A 15,918-nucleotide genomic window follows, 5' to 3' on the forward strand; every position below is an offset into this window, starting at 1 on the left:
GTTTCAGGTATATGTCTGGTTCTGAATACTTTGGAGCGGGTCCTTAGATGTCCAGGAACCTGACGTCCTTGGCGTTCTGCTGGATGAAGTTGCGGCGTGATTCCACGTCTTCGCCCATGAGGACGGAGAAGATCTGGTCGGCGGCAAGGGCATCGTCCATGGTCACCTGCAGCAGCGTGCGGTGGTCGGGATCCATGGTGGTGTCCCACAGCTCGGTGTAGTCCATCTCGCCCAGGCCCTTGTAGCGCTGGATGCCGTTATCCTTGGGGATGCGGCGGCCGGCGGCCTGTCCCGCCACCAGCTTGGCGTCGCGTTCGCGGTCGCTGTAGACGTAGTCATGCGGCGCGTTGGACCATTTGATCCGGTACAGCGGCGGCTGCGCCAGGTACACGTAGCCGTTCTCGATCAGGGGACGCATGTAGCGGAACAGCAGGGTCATCAGCAGGGTGGTGATGTGCTGGCCATCCACGTCGGCATCTGCCATGAGCACAATCTTGTGGTACCGCAGCTTGGCGAGGTCGAAGTCCTCACCGATGCCGGTTCCGAAGGCGGTGATCATGGACTGGACCTCCGCGTTGCCCAGGGCCTTGTCCAGGCGCGCGCGTTCCACGTTCAGGATCTTGCCGCGCAGCGGCAGGATGGCCTGTGTCTCGGGGTTGCGGCCGCGCTTGGCGGAACCACCGGCGGAGTCACCCTCCACGATGTAGACCTCGCACTTTTCCGGATCCTTGGAGGAGCAGTCGGAAAGCTTGCCAGGCATGCCAAAGGACTCCAGCGGGCTCTTGCGCCGGGCGTTGTCCCGGGCCTTGCGCGCTGCCATCCTTGCCTGGGCGGCGGAGATCGCCTTGCGGATGACGTCGCGGGCGGGGCCTGGGTTGCGCTCCAGCCAGTCGCCCAGGCCGTCGGTGACAACGCGCTGGACGAAGCCCTTGACCTCGGAGTTGCCCAGCTTGGTTTTGGTCTGGCCTTCGAACTGGGGTTCAGCCAGTTTGACGGAGATGACGGCGGTGAGGCCCTCACGGATGTCGTCACCCGTGAGGTTGTCTTCCTTCTCCTTGATGATGCCCTTCTCCCGGGCGTACCGGTTGATGAGGGATGTCAGGGCAGCGCGGAAACCTTCTTCGTGGGTGCCGCCCTCGTGGGTGTTGATGGTGTTGGCGTAGGTGTGCACGCTCTCGGAGTACGCGCTGGTCCACTGCATGGCCATTTCCAGGGCGATGCGGCGTTCCGTGTCCTCGGTTTCGAAGGCGATGACGTCTTCGTGGACAACCTCCACCTTCTTGCCCGAGTTCAGGTGCTTGACGTAGTCCAGCAGGCCTTCGTCGTACTGGTACACCACTGTGCGGTGCTCTGCGCTGACCTCACCCTCGGTGCTGAGGTCGTCGAGGTCCAGGTCGCCGTCCGAGTCGTCGGCTGCCGTGCGCTCGTCCGTCAAGGTGATACGCAGGCCCTTGTTCAGGAAGGCCATCTGCTGGAAACGGGCGCGGAGCGTCTCGAAATCGAACTCGGTGGATTCAAAGATCGCAGGATCGGGGTAGAAGGTCTGGGTGGTGCCGGTGGCGTCCGTCTCCTCGCCCTTCACCAGGCTGCCCTGGGGCTTGCCGCCGTCGGCAAACGACATCCGCCATACGTGCCCCTGGCGCCGCACTTCGGTGTCCACGCGGCTGGAGAGGGCGTTGACCACGGAAATGCCGACACCGTGCAGGCCACCGGAGACGGCATAACCGCCGCCGCCGAACTTGCCGCCGGCGTGCAGGATGGTCATGACCACCTCGACGGTGGGCTTATGTTCAGTGGGGTGCATGTCCACGGGAATGCCGCGTCCGTCGTCCACCACCTTCACGCCGCCGTCGGCCTGAAGGACCACCTCGATATGGCTGCAGTAGCCGGCCAGCGCCTCATCCACCGAGTTGTCCACCACTTCATAGACCAGGTGGTGCAGGCCGCGGGGCCCTGTGGAGCCGATGTACATGCCGGGACGCTTGCGGACAGCTTCGAGGCCTTCAAGCACAGTGATATCGCTGGCGCCGTATTCCCTTTGGGTGCTGGGCGCAGCCGGGGTATCAGGGGTGCGGCCATCCTCGACTGCTGTATCTGCTGCCAGAATATCTGTATTGTCGTTAGCCACAGGCGCTGCGACTCCTCTGTTCTCGATGATGGCCGGCCGGTTTCTTTTCCCAGGGAAAAGCCACCCGCCAACAGGCACAAACTTATGGCGCCGGTGACTTGTTGACGGTTTGTGCTCCACGCTCCGCACGCGGATAGCGCGCGGAGAACGGACTGGTGTCAACGTTTCATCCGCGCCCAGTTATCTGCATCGATTCTACCGCGAACAGGTCCAGATCCCTGCATTCGGAGGGCCTTCGCCGCCAGTGAACATGGCCCTCCGAGGCTCTGGGTCCCGCCTAGGGCGGCCCCGCGGTACGCCCTCCGGGTGCCTATACACGCTGCGGTCCTTACAGCGCCCTACACGCCCTCGGGCGCAGTTTCAAGAGCTGGGTGCCGGCTATCCGTACGTGTCCCGCGGCCCACGGCCGTTGACGCTGCGTCCACCCTTGCGCCAGCTGGGTGCCGAGGGGCCGAGTACCTGGATGCTGGTCACCACGCCGTCGCCCAGTTCCCGGCGGAATTTATCGAGGAGGCTGCTGCTCAAAAGCCGCAGCTGCGTGGCCCAGGCAGTGGAATCACACCGCACGTGGAGTGTGGTGTCGGTAAAGCTTTCGGGAGTGCAGTGGGCCGAGATTTCCGGCCCCACCAGTGTGGCCCACTCCGCCATGACGGAACCGACGGCCACCGGTGACGTCCAGCCGCGCTCTGCCACCAGCCGGCCAACAACTTTTCCCAGGCCCAGGGGGTCGCGGCCCGTGGAGTGGAACTGGCTGAAGCCGCGCGTGTCACGGATACCGCCCTTGGCCTTCTGCGAACCAGGCCGGGCCACCCTGCGCCGGACTTCACCGCGCGCGGCCGCGGCTTCGCGCATCCGGTTCAGCGCAGCCTGCGGGGCATCGATGTTGTCAGGCTCGCGGCCGGGCTGCGGCCCGCCGCCCTGCTCAGTGCTCATCGATACCTCCCGGGATGACCTTCACCCGCCGCCCGGACAGCTCTTCCGGAATATCGGCGTCGACGGCGGCGGTCACCAGGACCTGTTCCGCGCCGGAGACTATTGCCGCCAGTTTACGCCGCCGCTGGACATCAAGTTCGGCAAACACATCGTCCAGGATGAGGATGGGCGCCGAGCCTCCGGTCCGGGCATCGTCCAGCATCACGTAGTACGAGGCCAGCCGGAGCGACAGGCACATGGACCATGTTTCCCCATGCGAGGCATACCCCTTGGCCGGCGCCTGGCCCAGCATCAGCTCCAGTTCGTCACGGTGCGGCCCGACCAGCGATATGCCCCGTTCCAGTTCCTTCTTCCGCGACTCCGCAAAGGCCTGGACATACCGTTCCGTGAGTTGTTCCACCGAGAGAAGTCGCAGGTCATCCTGCCCGTCCGAAGTACCCTCGGCAGCGGCGCGCTGCACGCCGCCGGCCGGGACGCCGTCGTCGTCCATTTGGTTCTGGAGCGTTGAACGGTAGGTGGCGTCGGCGGGCTTGGTGGCGTCCGTGAGCTCAGCATAGGCGCGGGCCAGGTGCGGGCGGAGCCGTTCCACCAGCTCCAGCCGGGCGTGCAACAGTTCCGCACCGGCGCGGGCCATGTGCTGGTCCCAAACGTCGAGGGTGGATTCATGCGCTGCGGTGAATTTTCCGGCGCGGGCCGATTTCAGCAGGGCATTGCGCTGTTTCAGGACACGGTCGTAGTCACTGCGGGTGGCGGCATGATGCGGAATAAGGCTGGCCAGCAGCTCATCAAGGAAGCGGCGGCGGTTGGACGGATCGCCCTTGACCAATGCCAGGTCTTCCGGCGCGAACAGGACGGTCTGGCAGATGCCGAGAAGATCGCGGGCACGGACCGGGTTGCTGCGGTTGATGCGGCCACGGTTGGCGCGGCCGGCATTGATTTCCAGCTCGAGGACCGTGACCTGGGTTCCGCGGACCAGCCGGGCACGCACCAGGGCACGCTCCGTGCCGAACCGCAGCAGCGGCGCATCGGAACTCACCCGGTGCGAGCTGAGCGTGGCCAGGTAGCCGATGGCCTCCATGAGGTTGGTCTTGCCGATGCCGTTGTATCCCACCAGGACGGTGACGCCCGGGCCCAGGGCAAGGTCAACCTGGGCGTAACTGCGGAAGTCGGTCAGTGAAAGGTGTTCCAGGTACACGCGGTTTTCGGCAATTCTGGGAACGCTGCTGGTTCCCGGTGGGTGCTACTTGGCGGGACGGGTTGCGTGGCCGCCAAACTGGTGGCGGAGCGCGGAAACCATCTTCATGGCAGGAGAGGTGTCTTCGCGCGATGCGAACCGGGCGAACAGCGCGGCGGTGATGGCCGGAGCGGGCACTGCGCTGGCAATGGCCTCTTCCACGGTCCATCGGCCCTCGCCCGAGTCCTCCACGTAGTCGTCGATCGAGGACAGTCCCGGGTCCTCGTCAAGTGCCTTGACCATGAGGTCCAGCAGCCACGAGCGGACCACCGTTCCCTTCTGCCATGCCCGGAAGGTGCCGGGCAGGTCGGTGACGATGTCCTTGGCCGCGAGTAGTTCGTAGCCTTCGGCATATGCCTGCATCAGGCCGTACTCGATTCCGTTGTGGACCATCTTGGCGTAATGGCCGGCACCGATGCCGCCCACGTGGACGAAACTGTCCGCCCGTTCGCCCTCGGGGCGCAGGGCGTCAAAGACGGGCAGTGCGCGTTCGATGTCGGCGGCGTCACCGCCGGCCATCAGTCCATAGCCGTTCTGCAGGCCCCAGACTCCGCCCGAGACGCCGCAGTCCGCAAAGCGGATCCCCTTGGCGGCAAGCAGTTCGCCGTGTTTCTGGTCTTCGGTGAACCGGGAGTTCCCGCCGTCGATGACCAGGTCGCCCTGTTCCAGTTTTTCACTGAGTTCGCTGATTACCGCGTCCGTGATGGCCCCCGACGGCACCATCACCCAAATAATCCTGGGCACCGGGACGGCAGCGATCAGGTCATCGACGCTGGCGGCATCAGTGACGTCCGGGTTCCGGTCATAGCCGGTGACCTCCACGCCACCTTTGCGCAGCCGCTCGCGCATGTTGAATCCCATTTTGCCAAGGCCAATCAGTCCAATGTGCATTATGCGGGTTCTCTTTTCTGCGCTGGTGGGGGATGTGTAGCCCAACTGCGTGCGCCCACGCCGCCAGGGTTCCGTGGCCGGGCTTGCGGGGCGGGGGTGGCGGCCGATGGGGACTAGTTGGGAAGGCGGACCGGCATCACCAGGTAGCGGTAGTCATCCTGGTCCTCGCCGTCGGCGTCTGCCTGGGCCGTGATCATGGCCGGCTTGGGCGCCGTGGTGAAGGAGAAACGGACGAACTTGGTCTCAATGACGCTGAGGCCTTCAATCAGGTAATGCGGGTTGAAGGCAACCGTGATGTCGTCACCGGAAAGCTGGGCCTCCAGCTCCTCGGAGGCTTGGGCGTCCTCACCGGTGCCTGCGTCCAGGTTCAGCAGGCCTGAGGTGAAAGCAAGCCGGACCGGGGTGTTGCGTTCGGCCACGAGCGAGACGCGCCGGACGGCCTCCACCAGTTCCTGCGTCTGGACGGTGGCGTGGATGGGCGTGGACTCCGGGAACAGCGAACGGATTTTCGGGTAGTCACCGTCCACCAGCAGTGACGTTGTGGTGCGGCCGCCGCTTTCGAAGCCGATAAGCCGGCTGTCGTCGTCGGACAGGGCCAGGTTGATGTCACCGCTGTTGCCCAGCGTCTTGGCCACCTCGTTGAGGGTCTTGGCCTTGACCAGGGCACTGGTGGAGATGCCCGGGGTAACCGGCTTCCACGGTACTTCGCGCATGGCGAGCCGGTACCGGTCCGTTGCCAGAAGCGTTATCAGGTCGTCTTCGATCTCCATCCGCACGCCGGTGAGGATGGGGAGGGTGTCGTCCTTGCTCGCAGCGATGATGACCTGGGAAACGGCCTGGGCAAAGGCGTCGCCCGGAACGGTTCCACTGATGGCCGGCAGGGCAGGCAGCGGGGGGTACTCGGCTTCGGGCATGGTGGCCAGGTGGAAGCTGCTTCGGCGGCAGGTGAGCGTGACTTTGTTGCCATCCGTTTCGACATCCACCGGAGCGGAAGGCAGGCTGCGGCAGATGTCGGCGAGCAGGCGGCCCGACACGAGGATGGTTCCTTCGTCCCTGATGTCCGCCGTGATTTCAAGCCGTGCCGAGGTCTCGTAATCGAAGCTGGAGAGGCTGACCGTTCCCGCTTCAGCCTTCAACAGCAGGCCGGAGAGGACAGGCACCGGCGGCCGCGGAGACAACGAGCGGGCTGTCCAGGTGACGGCTTCTGCCAGGACGTCCCGATCGACTCTGAACTTCACGGAAGGGTGCCGCCTTTCATTGCTGCTGCCAGGTAAACCCGGGAATTTCGCAGGGAAACTCCGGAAGAAGTGGGGCGCACCCTGGCTGGTGCATGGTTCGTCGAGCTCGCAACCACGCAGAAACCCAGGGATGGGAGCGCTGCTGACAGCTTAGCCGGAAGATCCTCGATTAACCCATCCCCCGGTGTACAGCCCGGCCCGCTTTGGGGCCGGCAGGCCCCCTCGCCGGGCGTCCGGATCGATCTTGTTGTTTGAGGGAATTCAATTTTTTGGGATTCGTAGTGTTAATAACTGCTGTGGAAACTGTGGATAACCCTGTCCTGCCCCACCGTTCCGCGGTTAAGGCCTGTTCACGGACTGTGCGTTAACTGGGTTTTAAACAGGGTGTGGATGGGGACAACGTGAAGGCCGGTTTTTAACGATCCACAGACGGCTTAAGGGTTTTAAGCCCATTAACCGCGCTTGTCCCCTTAACTATCCACAGGCTTATCCACATGCCCCTGTTAATAAGGTATGGAGTGCCGGGGGCGGTGTGGATTCAGGAGTCGCGCTGTTGCTGTTTGATCCGGTTGGTCAGCTCTGTCACCTGGTTGTAAATCACACGGCGTTCGGCCATCAGTTCGCGGATCTTCCGGTCGGCGTGGATGACCGTCGTATGATCGCGGCCGCCAAGTTCCTGCCCGATCTTGGGAAGCGACATGTCAGTCAGCTCCCGGCAGAGGTACATGGCGATCTGCCGGGCGGTGACCAGTGTCCGGGTCCGGGACTTGCTGCACAGTTCTTCCATGCTGAGCTTGAAGTAGTCCGCCGTCTGTTGGAGGATCTGGGCGGACGTGATCTCCTGCGCGCCGTCGTCGGTAATCAGGTCCTTCAGGACCATTTCGGCAAGTGCCACGTCCACGGGCTGGCGGTTCAGGCTTGCGAAGGCCGTTACCCGGATCAGGGCACCTTCAAGCTCGCGGATATTGCTGGAAATCTTGGAAGCGATGTACTCCAGGGCATCATCCGGTGCCGACAAGCCCTCGCTCAGTGCCTTCTTGCGGAGGATGGCGATACGGGTTTCGAGTTCCGGCGGCTGGATGTCCGTCAGCAGGCCCCACTCAAACCGGGACTTCATGCGGTCCTCGAACCCTGCCAGCAGCTTGGGCGGCTGGTCCGAGGTGATGACTACCTGCTTGTTGTTGTTGTGGAGCGAGTTGAATGTGTGGAAGAACTCCTCCAGCGTCCGGTCCTTGCCCGCCAGGAACTGGATGTCGTCAATGAGCAGCACGTCCACGTTCCGGTACGTGGTCTTGAAGCTGGCGCCCTCGTCGTCACGGATGGAGTTGATGAAGTCGTTGGTGAACTCTTCGGAGTTGACGTAGCGCACACGGATCCCGCTGTAGAGCCGCCGGGCGTAGTGGCCGATTGCGTGCAGGAGGTGGGTCTTACCCAGTCCGGAGTCACCGTAGATGAAGAGCGGGTTGTACGCCTTGGCAGGAGCTTCGGCGACAGCGACGGCGGCTGCGTGGGCAAAGCGGTTCGAGGAACCGATCACGAAGGTGTCGAAGACGTACTTGGGGTTCAGCCGGCCGAATTCATGCGACGTGCTGGGCAGCATGGGCTGCGGCTTCTGCTCGATCAGCTGGTCAGGTGCGTAGGCGGGCTCGACGACGGGCTCAGGCTCCTCATGGATGGGAACCAGATCCGTGTCGACGTCGATGGCGCAGCGGATGTCCTCGGAGAAGACGTTGTGCAGGGCATCGTCCAGGGCGTCCTTGACCTGGGTCTGCAGCACTTCCCGGGTGAGTTCATTGGGCACGGCCACCAGGAGGGTGGAACCGATGAGCCCCTGCGCCTGGGCAAGGATGACAAAGCCCCTCTGGCGGGGTGATACGCGGTGGTCCTGTTCCAGCAGGCTGACAACCCGGCGCCAGGAACTTCCGACAGTATTGGCGTGGTTGGCTTCGTCTACTGTCATCAATCGGTTCCCTCAAAACTTGCTTTGCCTGCATTGCCTGCAGCCCAAGTCCGGAACCAGGGTGCTGGCCCCACTTAATCCACAGGGTTATGCACAGTCCGTGGATAATCGGCTACTGGGACACTCTAGGGGATGAAAAGCCTAGAAGATAGCTGGCTATCCGGCTGTGGATAATTACACTGTTGTGGTTCTCGGAACGCCCCTGTGAGCCACTTCATCCACAGGCTGTTGGGGATACTTAGGCACAGCTGGGGACAGCCGCCAAGGCGCCTTCCGGTTTGACTCCGGCCTGCAGATTGCCCTAACGTTGTGAAGTCCTTTGTGTCCGCTTTTTGGCCCCATCTGAACTCTCCAGGCGCAGTGCGTCCGGACAGCCGGGGGAAGCGTGCATATACAAAACTTAGCGTCGGCCAGTTCTTCCCCATACTGATCGGGTGGGCGCACCTTTGATCCACTGGAGTAACTAACGTGAGCAAGCGGACTTTTCAGCCGAATAACCGCCGTCGAGCCAAGAAGCACGGCTTCCGCCTTCGTATGCGTACCCGTGCCGGCCGTGCCATCCTGGCAGCCCGTCGTGGCAAGGGCCGCACCGAACTGTCGGCCTAGATAACTGGCTTGTCGGTAGACATCCCTTTGCGAGTTTAAGGTGCTGGCCGCCCGCAACCGCTTGAGGACCTCAACCGATTTTTCAACAACCGTACGTTCCGGTGTCCGCAATGGGCGCCGGAACGTAGTGTTATATGCGGCAGCCATTGCTGCCGACGAACCCAGCCGGATCGGGTTCATTGTTTCCAAGGGTGTAGGGAACGCTGTGGTCAGGAACCTCGTTAAGAGGAGACTGAGAGAAGCAGCTGCTGCCTCGTTGCGAGAGCACGGTACAGGACTGGCTATTGTGGTGCGGGCGCTTCCGGCGTCCGCGTCCGCCAGTTGGGACCAGCTGCTGTCGGACTACAACGCTGCATTGGAATCCACGCTGAACCGGCTGGCTGGCCGCCCTCCACGGGCTGCCGCGACAGGTTCGGCCGGTACAACACAGGAGGGGACAACGCGTGTCTAACGCCACCGCCGTCGTCGCCCGTTTCCGCAACGTGCCTGCCGCCGTCGGCAAGTTCCTCTGGAACCTGCCCCGCAACGTCCTCATTCTTCTGCTGATGGCCTACCGCAAGGTGGTTTCTCCCTTGTACGGGCCGGTCTGCCGATTCTTCCCTTCCTGCTCGGCCTACGCCCTTGAAGCGGTCACTGTCCATGGCGCCGTCAAGGGGAGCTGGCTCGCGGTCCGGCGCCTTGGCCATTGCCATCCATGGAATGCCGGCGGAGTGGACCACGTCCCCGCCGGCCACAGGGAATGGCCCGCAGGCCAGACCCCCACAATTGTTGTGCTGAACAATCCGGACAGGTACCTGGTTGCTCGGACTGATGAAGAAGGCCGCAGTGCGGCCTGACGAATAGGGATAAGTATGGACTTCTTTGGAACAATCATGGCCCCGTTCAAGTGGCTGGTTTCCATCATCATGATCGGATTCCACGATGGCTTGAGCGCCATCGGGATGCCTGCTGCGAACGGCTGGACCTGGACTTTGTCCATCATCGGACTCGTGCTGGTGATCCGTGCCGCCCTGATCCCGGTATTCGTCAAGCAGATCAAGGCCCAGCGCGGCATGCAGCTGCTGCAGCCCGACCTGAAGAAGCTCCAGGACAAGTACAAGGGCAAGACCGACCAGCTGTCCCGCCAGGCCATGGCCCAGGAACAGATGGCCATGTACAAGAAGCATGGGACCAACCCGTTCTCGGCCTGCCTGCCCATGCTGATCCAGATGCCGTTCTTCTTTGCACTGTTCCAGGTGCTCTCCGGTATCTCCGCCGCAAAGGACCAGGGCGCCGGCATCGGTGCCATGAGCCATGAGCAGGTTGTGGAATTCGACGCGTCGAGCATTTTTGGTGCTCCGCTGTCTGCCTCCCTGCTGCATGGCGGGGGTGGCGGCAACCAGGTTGCTGTGTGGATCCTTTCCATCGTGATGATCCTGGCCATGACGGCCTCGCAGTTCATCACCCAGAAGCAGATCATGGCCAAGAACATGTCCGAAGAGGCCATGGCCAGCCCGTTCATGCGGCAGCAGAAGATGATGCTTTACATCCTGCCCATCGTCTTCGGTGTGGGCGGCATCAACTTCCCCATCGGTGTGCTCATCTACTGGACCACCACCAACCTGTGGACCATGGGCCAGCAGTTCTTCGTCATCCGCCGCATGCCGACGCCGGGATCCCCCGCAGCCAAGGCCCTCGCCGAACGCCGTGCCGCCAAGGGCCTCCCCGCCCTTTCCGTCCTCACCGGCAAGCGGGATGAAGAAACCGACGCCGCCGCGGCCGCCGCACTTGAGACCAAGGGACAGCGCGTCCAGCCCCAGCGCAAGAACAGGAAGAAGAAGTAATGTCAGCCGAGAGCACCGAACACGCCCTTTCTGAAGAGATTGAAGATCAGGACGAGTCCGTGAACCAGGATGCTTCGTCCGCAAAGGTCTCCGCCGCCAGCCGCCTCGAGGAAGAGGGGGACGTGGCTGCCGACTACCTTGAGGAACTGCTGGACATCGCCGACATCGACGGCGACATTGACATCGAGGTCCGCAACGGCCGGACGTACATTTCCATCGTTGCCGACGAGGAAGCCGAGGGGCTGGAGAGCCTTGTCGGCGAGGACGGCGAGGTCCTCGAGGCCCTCCAGGAGCTCACCCGGCTGGCGGTCCTGTCCGCCACGCAAAACCGCTCCCGGCTTGTCCTGGACATCAACGGCTACCGGCAGGAACGCACCGGCCATCTGCAGAAGATCGCCGAAGACGCAGCGGCTTCCGTGAAGGAGACCGGCAAGTCCGTCGCCCTGGAACCGATGAGTGCCTACGAACGCAAGATCGTGCACGACGCCGTGGCCGACCTCGGCCTGGTCAGCGAGTCCGAGGGCGAAGGCGCCGGACGCCACATTGTTGTTTCCGCAGACTAGAGAATGCTGACCCCATAACCATGGTTGACATCACGGCAGCAGAGCTTCGCGCTGCTGAGAAGATCTTCGGCGACCGCCTGGACCTGGCAAAGCGCTACGTGGAGCATCTGGCAACGTCCGGCACCGAGCGGGGCCTGATCGGGCCGCGCGAGGTTCCCCGGCTGTGGAGCCGGCACGTGCTCAATTGTGCCGTCATCGAAAGCGAGATCGCCCAGGGAAGCCACGTTGCCGACGTCGGAAGCGGCGCCGGACTGCCCGGCCTGTGCCTTGCCATTGCGCGCCCCGACCTTGAGCTCACGCTCATTGAACCCCTGGAGCGCCGCGTGATCTGGCTCCAGGAAGTGGTTGATGACCTGGGCCTGGACAATGTCACGGTGATGCGCACCCGCGCCGAGCTCGCCGTGGGGCAGGTGGAGGCTGACGTGGTGACAGCCCGTGCGGTATCGGCGTTGACCAACCTCGCCGGCCTGACCATCCCGCTGCTTGGTGGCCACGGTGAAGTGGTGGCCATCAAGGGCCGCAGCGCCGGCGAGGAGATCGAGAAGGCTGCCAAGACCATCCGCAAGTTGGGTGGTATTGAGACTTCCGTGCTGACGGTGGGCGACAACCTCCTTGAGGAACCCACCACGGTGGTCCGCATCGTTGTAAACAAGCCCCAAAAGAAGTCCTAATGCGGGCCCGCTGACGGCTGTCAGCGGGTTGGAGCAGTTAGGCTAGACAACGGCAGCAAAATTGGCTGAACGAGAGTGAGTGTGCCCCAGTGACCAGTAGTGAAGCCTCCGCACAACGGATCCCGCCGTTTGTGTCCTTGGGGTCGGCACGTTCTGTCGCTGGGTCCGGGCTTGCCGGTATAGCAATGGCACCCGGAAGAGGTGGTAATCACCCTAAAACGGTTGGTGCTGCGTCCGCCGGCAGTGCGGTTTCACGTGAAACAACCTCCTCAGGTCGTTCGAACGTCATCGACGCCATCGATGATTCAAGTCCCATCGCCCGCGAGCTTGCCCACGAGACGAAGCGCCGTGAGCGCCTGATGGGACGTCAGCTCCCGCGTCCTGACAAGACCCGCATCTTCACGGTTTCCAACCAGAAGGGCGGGGTGGGCAAGACCACCACCACCGTGAATATTGCCGCGGCCCTGGCGGCTGCCGGACTGAACGTCCTGGTCATCGATATCGACCCCCAGGGCAACGCTTCCACCGCACTGGGAATTGAGCACCATGCCGACGTGGACAGCATCTATGACGTCCTGATCAATGACGTCCCGCTGGCGGATGTGGTTGCCCCGTGCCCGGACATTGGAAAGCTCATCTGTGCCCCGGCCACTATCCATCTTGCGGGTGCCGAGATTGAACTGGTTTCGCTTGTTGCCCGCGAACAGCGGTTGCGGCGTGCCATCGATGTCTACGCGAAGACCCGCGAGAAGAACGGTGAAGAACGCCTGGACTACGTGTTCATTGACTGCCCGCCCAGCCTGGGCCTGCTGACGGTCAACGCCTTTTGCGCCGCCAGCGAGGTTCTTATCCCCATCCAGTGCGAATACTACGCGCTGGAGGGCCTGAGCCAGCTCCTCAAGAACATCGAGATGATCCAGAAGCACCTCAACGCGGACCTCGTTGTTTCAACCATCCTCCTGACGATGTACGACGGCCGCACCAACCTCGCTGCCCAGGTGGCCGCAGAGGTACGCCAGCATTTCCCGGACCAGGTGCTCGCGGCTGTGGTTCCACGGTCCGTGCGGATTTCCGAAGCTCCCAGCTACCAGCAGACAGTCATGACGTATGATCCGTCCTCGAGTGGCGCACTGTCCTACCTGGAAGCCGCCGCTGAAATAGCCGAACGCTAAAATCTTCAATACCGCAACGCACGGAGCCAGGCTGGTCCGGGGCTCTACCACTGGAGGGATTTACCCATGAGCGAGAAGCGACGGGGCCTAGGCCGCGGTCTTGGCGCGCTGATTCCGAGTTCCGCCGCAACCAATGGGTCGGGCAACGGTGGGACGGTATCCCGGCCTGTGGATCTGTTCTTTCCGGAAGGACGGAAGAAAACCGAGCCGGTAGAACAACCCGCAGCCGAAGCCCCCGCGAAAACGCAGGACAAGGAAGCCACGGCTCCCGGCCAGCGCACCGCGGCAGGCAACGCAGCGGCTGCCACGACGGCGCCGGACAAAGACGGCGACGGCAGGAAGTCTGCTTCCTCAAGTCCGGAAGTTCCGGCGAAAAAGACGGCTGCCAGGAAGACTTCCGCGGCCAGCTCCAATGAGTCCCCGGAATCCTCCCCCGCCGCTGAAACCCCGGCGGTCCCCGAGGTTGTGGACAGCCCTGCCGAAGACGGTCCAGTGCCTGCCGAGACCGCCGGTGCAGACTTCCGGGAGGAATCCGGTGTTGAGCTGGTGGAAGTTCCCGGTGCCCGCTTTGCGGAAATCCCGGTGTCAGACATCCATCCGAACCGCAAGCAGCCCCGAAATGTCTTCGATGAGGATGACATGGCTGAGCTGGTGCACTCGGTGCGCGAAATCGGCGTCCTCCAGCCAATTGTGGTCCGCACCTCAACCGAATCCGGTAGCGAGCCCTATGAACTGGTCATGGGTGAGCGCCGCTGGCGCGCCGTACAGGCAGCGGGCCTAGAAACCATCCCCGCCATTATCCGTGACACAACGGACGATGACCTGCTCCGGGATGCGCTGCTTGAAAACCTGCACCGCAGCCAGCTGAACCCCCTCGAAGAAGCGGCGGCCTACCAGCAGCTCCTCGAAGACTTCGGCACCACCCACGAGCAGCTGGCGGATCGCATCGGCCGCTCCCGGCCCCAGGTATCCAACACGCTCCGCCTGTTGAAGCTGCCCCCGCTGGTTCAGCGGCGAGTTGCGGCGGGTGTGCTGTCCGCCGGCCATGCCAGGGCGCTTCTCTCCCTTCCCGATGCTGCAGCCATGGAACGGCTTGCGCAGAAAATTGTCGCAGAGGGAATGTCTGTCCGCGCTACTGAAGAAGCGGTTACGCTCTACCAGGATCCGGCCAAGCCCGCCAAGAACAATATCCCGCGTCCCGGAGCACGGCACGAACGCCTGGACTACCTGGCATCCTCGCTGTCGGACCGCCTTGATACCAACGTTAAAATCTCCCTTGGTGTCAGGAAGGGTAAGGTCAGTATCGAGTTCGCCAGCGTCGAAGACCTGAACAGGATCATGGATGTCTTGGCTCCAGGTTCAACCAACTGATTCAAAGTTAGAAGGCCCGGTTCGTTGCGAATCGGGCCTTTTTGTTTTGGTGATCATTGCCCGTGGTTCCCATGGTTGGTTGATGAGGCTGTTTTCAGGCCCTTGTGTCGTTCAACCCTCCCCCAGCTAGTCCCCGAACCCTGCCTATTCCTGGTTGTTCCTGGCTGGCTTCCGCGGGGTTGCCGGCGTACATCGTGCGGCTGCACTTGTTCTGTCAGATTGGTGGCGTGCACGGGGCCGATTTAGTGCCGCTGGGAGGCCGGACAGCAGCCCCAACTCCATCTATGTACGTGCGCAGCGGTAAGTTGCAGATCCGCCATACTGGGTCCACGCTAGACGCGGGCGTCGGTGCCGGCGTCACAAAACGGTGTTCCTGACCTTTATGCGTCGGCCAGTTGTGGTGTGGTCTCTGGTGGGTCAAGGACTCATGGGCTGGTTACCCTCGTTCTTGTTTCACGTGAAACAAGGGTGAGTCCCGCCGCCTTCTGCGGTGCAATCGCTCCGCAAATCACCCCGCAAAGACGCTTAGTGCGATGCTGCGGTGATCTGTGGCTTGCCGCCAAAGTCCGATAACTGCACGCTCGGCCACACTCCACCCTTTTGCTGGACGCTCGCGTGGAGGACTTGCCAGATCTTGGTGAATGTAGTGCCATTGCTGGAGCATTTTGCTCTGCATGGGGTTTCCGCCCGAGTTGAAATGATCGGCATACGCGGCTGGTAACCGAGAATCCGGGCGTTTCGATGAACGCCCCCATTCGTGGAAGACCCAGGTTCTTGACCTTTCCCGCTTCAGCGGCATATCGGCGTCAGGTTCGGTAACTGCGGGAACATGTCCAGTGCCATATCGGAGCGCGTCCGATCCCGACACCAAGTGTGCGCAGAGAATCTCGTAGACGTCCTCGACGTGGACGACCTGGGCCGACTGTCATAGCACTATAGCCATGCACGATAGCCATGGGACTTGTTCAATCCTGGTGATAGCCCGGAATCATGGCCCAGGCGAAAGTCCACTATGTCAGGGTCCACCGTATCTAGGAATGCGCTTGCGTCCACCTGCGCGTTGATGCCGTCACGCGGCTGCTCGCGGGCGTCAGTCAAGCATGGCGTTTCGCGTGAAACAGCCAGCTGCCATGGGGTTCGGCTGCCCGCTGAGCCAGTGGACCACGACGTGGATCCTTGATACCGATGATGCTGGAGCCGTGCGGGAAGGCTACGCTCATCGTTTCCCCTGAAACAGCCAGCTGCCATGGGGTTTGGCTGCCCGCTGAGCCAGTGGACCACGACGTGGATCCTTGATACCGATGATGCTGGAGCCGTGCGGGATGGCT

Annotated in this window: 14 protein-coding genes; 8 read left to right on the forward strand and 6 right to left on the reverse strand. The window is 62.6% G+C overall.

All coding sequences use genetic code 11. The annotated features are described in order from the left end of the window. Positions 1-43 precede the first annotated feature (43 nt). The 6 genes from gyrB to dnaA form a co-directional block, all read right to left on the reverse strand. Complete coding sequence (gene gyrB / locus ASG79_RS15565) at positions 44-2,128, reverse strand: DNA topoisomerase (ATP-hydrolyzing) subunit B (protein ID WP_026265861.1); 2,085 nt, start codon at positions 2,126-2,128, stop codon at positions 44-46. Between the two features lie 378 nt (positions 2,129-2,506). Continuing rightward, complete coding sequence (locus tag ASG79_RS15570) at positions 2,507-3,061, reverse strand: DUF721 domain-containing protein (protein ID WP_018769880.1); 555 nt, start codon at positions 3,059-3,061, stop codon at positions 2,507-2,509. Continuing rightward, complete coding sequence (gene recF / locus ASG79_RS15575; RefSeq protein WP_056392326.1) at positions 3,051-4,256, reverse strand: DNA replication/repair protein RecF; 1,206 nt, start codon at positions 4,254-4,256, stop codon at positions 3,051-3,053. Before recF ends, ASG79_RS15570 begins: the two co-directional genes overlap by 11 nt. A 45-nt stretch (positions 4,257-4,301) precedes the next feature. After that, positions 4,302-5,186 carry a phosphogluconate dehydrogenase (NAD(+)-dependent, decarboxylating) gene (gnd, locus tag ASG79_RS15580; protein WP_056392328.1) on the reverse strand — a complete coding sequence of 295 codons (885 nt, stop codon included), beginning with the start codon at positions 5,184-5,186 and terminating at the stop codon, positions 4,302-4,304. A 113-nt stretch (positions 5,187-5,299) separates the two neighbouring features. Continuing rightward, positions 5,300-6,424 carry a DNA polymerase III subunit beta gene (gene dnaN, locus ASG79_RS15585; RefSeq protein ID WP_018769877.1) on the reverse strand — a complete coding sequence of 375 codons (1,125 nt, stop codon included), beginning with the start codon at positions 6,422-6,424 and terminating at the stop codon, positions 5,300-5,302. Positions 6,425-6,962: 538 nt separating this feature from the next. Next, positions 6,963-8,384, reverse strand: coding sequence for a chromosomal replication initiator protein DnaA (dnaA, locus tag ASG79_RS15590; RefSeq protein ID WP_018769876.1), 1,422 nt, complete (start codon positions 8,382-8,384; stop codon positions 6,963-6,965). A gap of 468 nt (positions 8,385-8,852) precedes the next feature. Between dnaA and rpmH the strand changes: the two genes are divergently transcribed. From rpmH to ASG79_RS15620, 8 genes are all read left to right on the forward strand, one after another. Then, on the forward strand, positions 8,853-8,990 hold the full coding sequence (gene rpmH / locus ASG79_RS23135; protein WP_003800212.1) for a 50S ribosomal protein L34: 138 nt from the start codon (positions 8,853-8,855) through the stop codon (positions 8,988-8,990). 40 nt (positions 8,991-9,030) lie between these two features. Next, a complete protein-coding gene (gene rnpA / locus ASG79_RS23140; RefSeq protein WP_081620205.1) occupies positions 9,031-9,441 on the forward strand; it encodes a ribonuclease P protein component in 411 nt (136 codons plus the stop codon). Then, positions 9,434-9,826: a membrane protein insertion efficiency factor YidD gene (gene yidD / locus ASG79_RS15595; protein WP_018769875.1), complete on the forward strand. Its 393-nt coding sequence runs from the start codon at positions 9,434-9,436 to the stop codon at positions 9,824-9,826. The genes rnpA and yidD overlap by 8 nt, the downstream gene beginning before the upstream one ends. A 15-nt stretch (positions 9,827-9,841) precedes the next feature. Next, positions 9,842-10,813, forward strand: coding sequence for a membrane protein insertase YidC (gene yidC / locus ASG79_RS15600; protein ID WP_018769874.1), 972 nt, complete (start codon positions 9,842-9,844; stop codon positions 10,811-10,813). Next, on the forward strand, positions 10,813-11,376 hold the full coding sequence (locus tag ASG79_RS15605) for a protein jag (protein WP_056392332.1): 564 nt from the start codon (positions 10,813-10,815) through the stop codon (positions 11,374-11,376). The genes yidC and ASG79_RS15605 overlap by 1 nt, the downstream gene beginning before the upstream one ends. Before the next feature lie 20 nt (positions 11,377-11,396). After that, positions 11,397-12,047, forward strand: coding sequence for a 16S rRNA (guanine(527)-N(7))-methyltransferase RsmG (gene rsmG / locus ASG79_RS15610; RefSeq protein WP_056392334.1), 651 nt, complete (start codon positions 11,397-11,399; stop codon positions 12,045-12,047). An 89-nt stretch (positions 12,048-12,136) separates the two neighbouring features. Further along, positions 12,137-13,219 carry a ParA family protein gene (locus ASG79_RS15615; protein ID WP_321165892.1) on the forward strand — a complete coding sequence of 361 codons (1,083 nt, stop codon included), beginning with the start codon at positions 12,137-12,139 and terminating at the stop codon, positions 13,217-13,219. A 66-nt stretch (positions 13,220-13,285) separates the two neighbouring features. Further along, complete coding sequence (locus ASG79_RS15620) at positions 13,286-14,590, forward strand: ParB/RepB/Spo0J family partition protein (protein ID WP_056392336.1); 1,305 nt, start codon at positions 13,286-13,288, stop codon at positions 14,588-14,590. The last annotated feature ends 1,328 nt before the right edge of the window (positions 14,591-15,918 follow it).

The organism is Arthrobacter sp. Soil761 (assembly GCF_001428325.1).
Classification (GTDB): Bacteria; Actinomycetota; Actinomycetes; order Actinomycetales; family Micrococcaceae; genus Arthrobacter.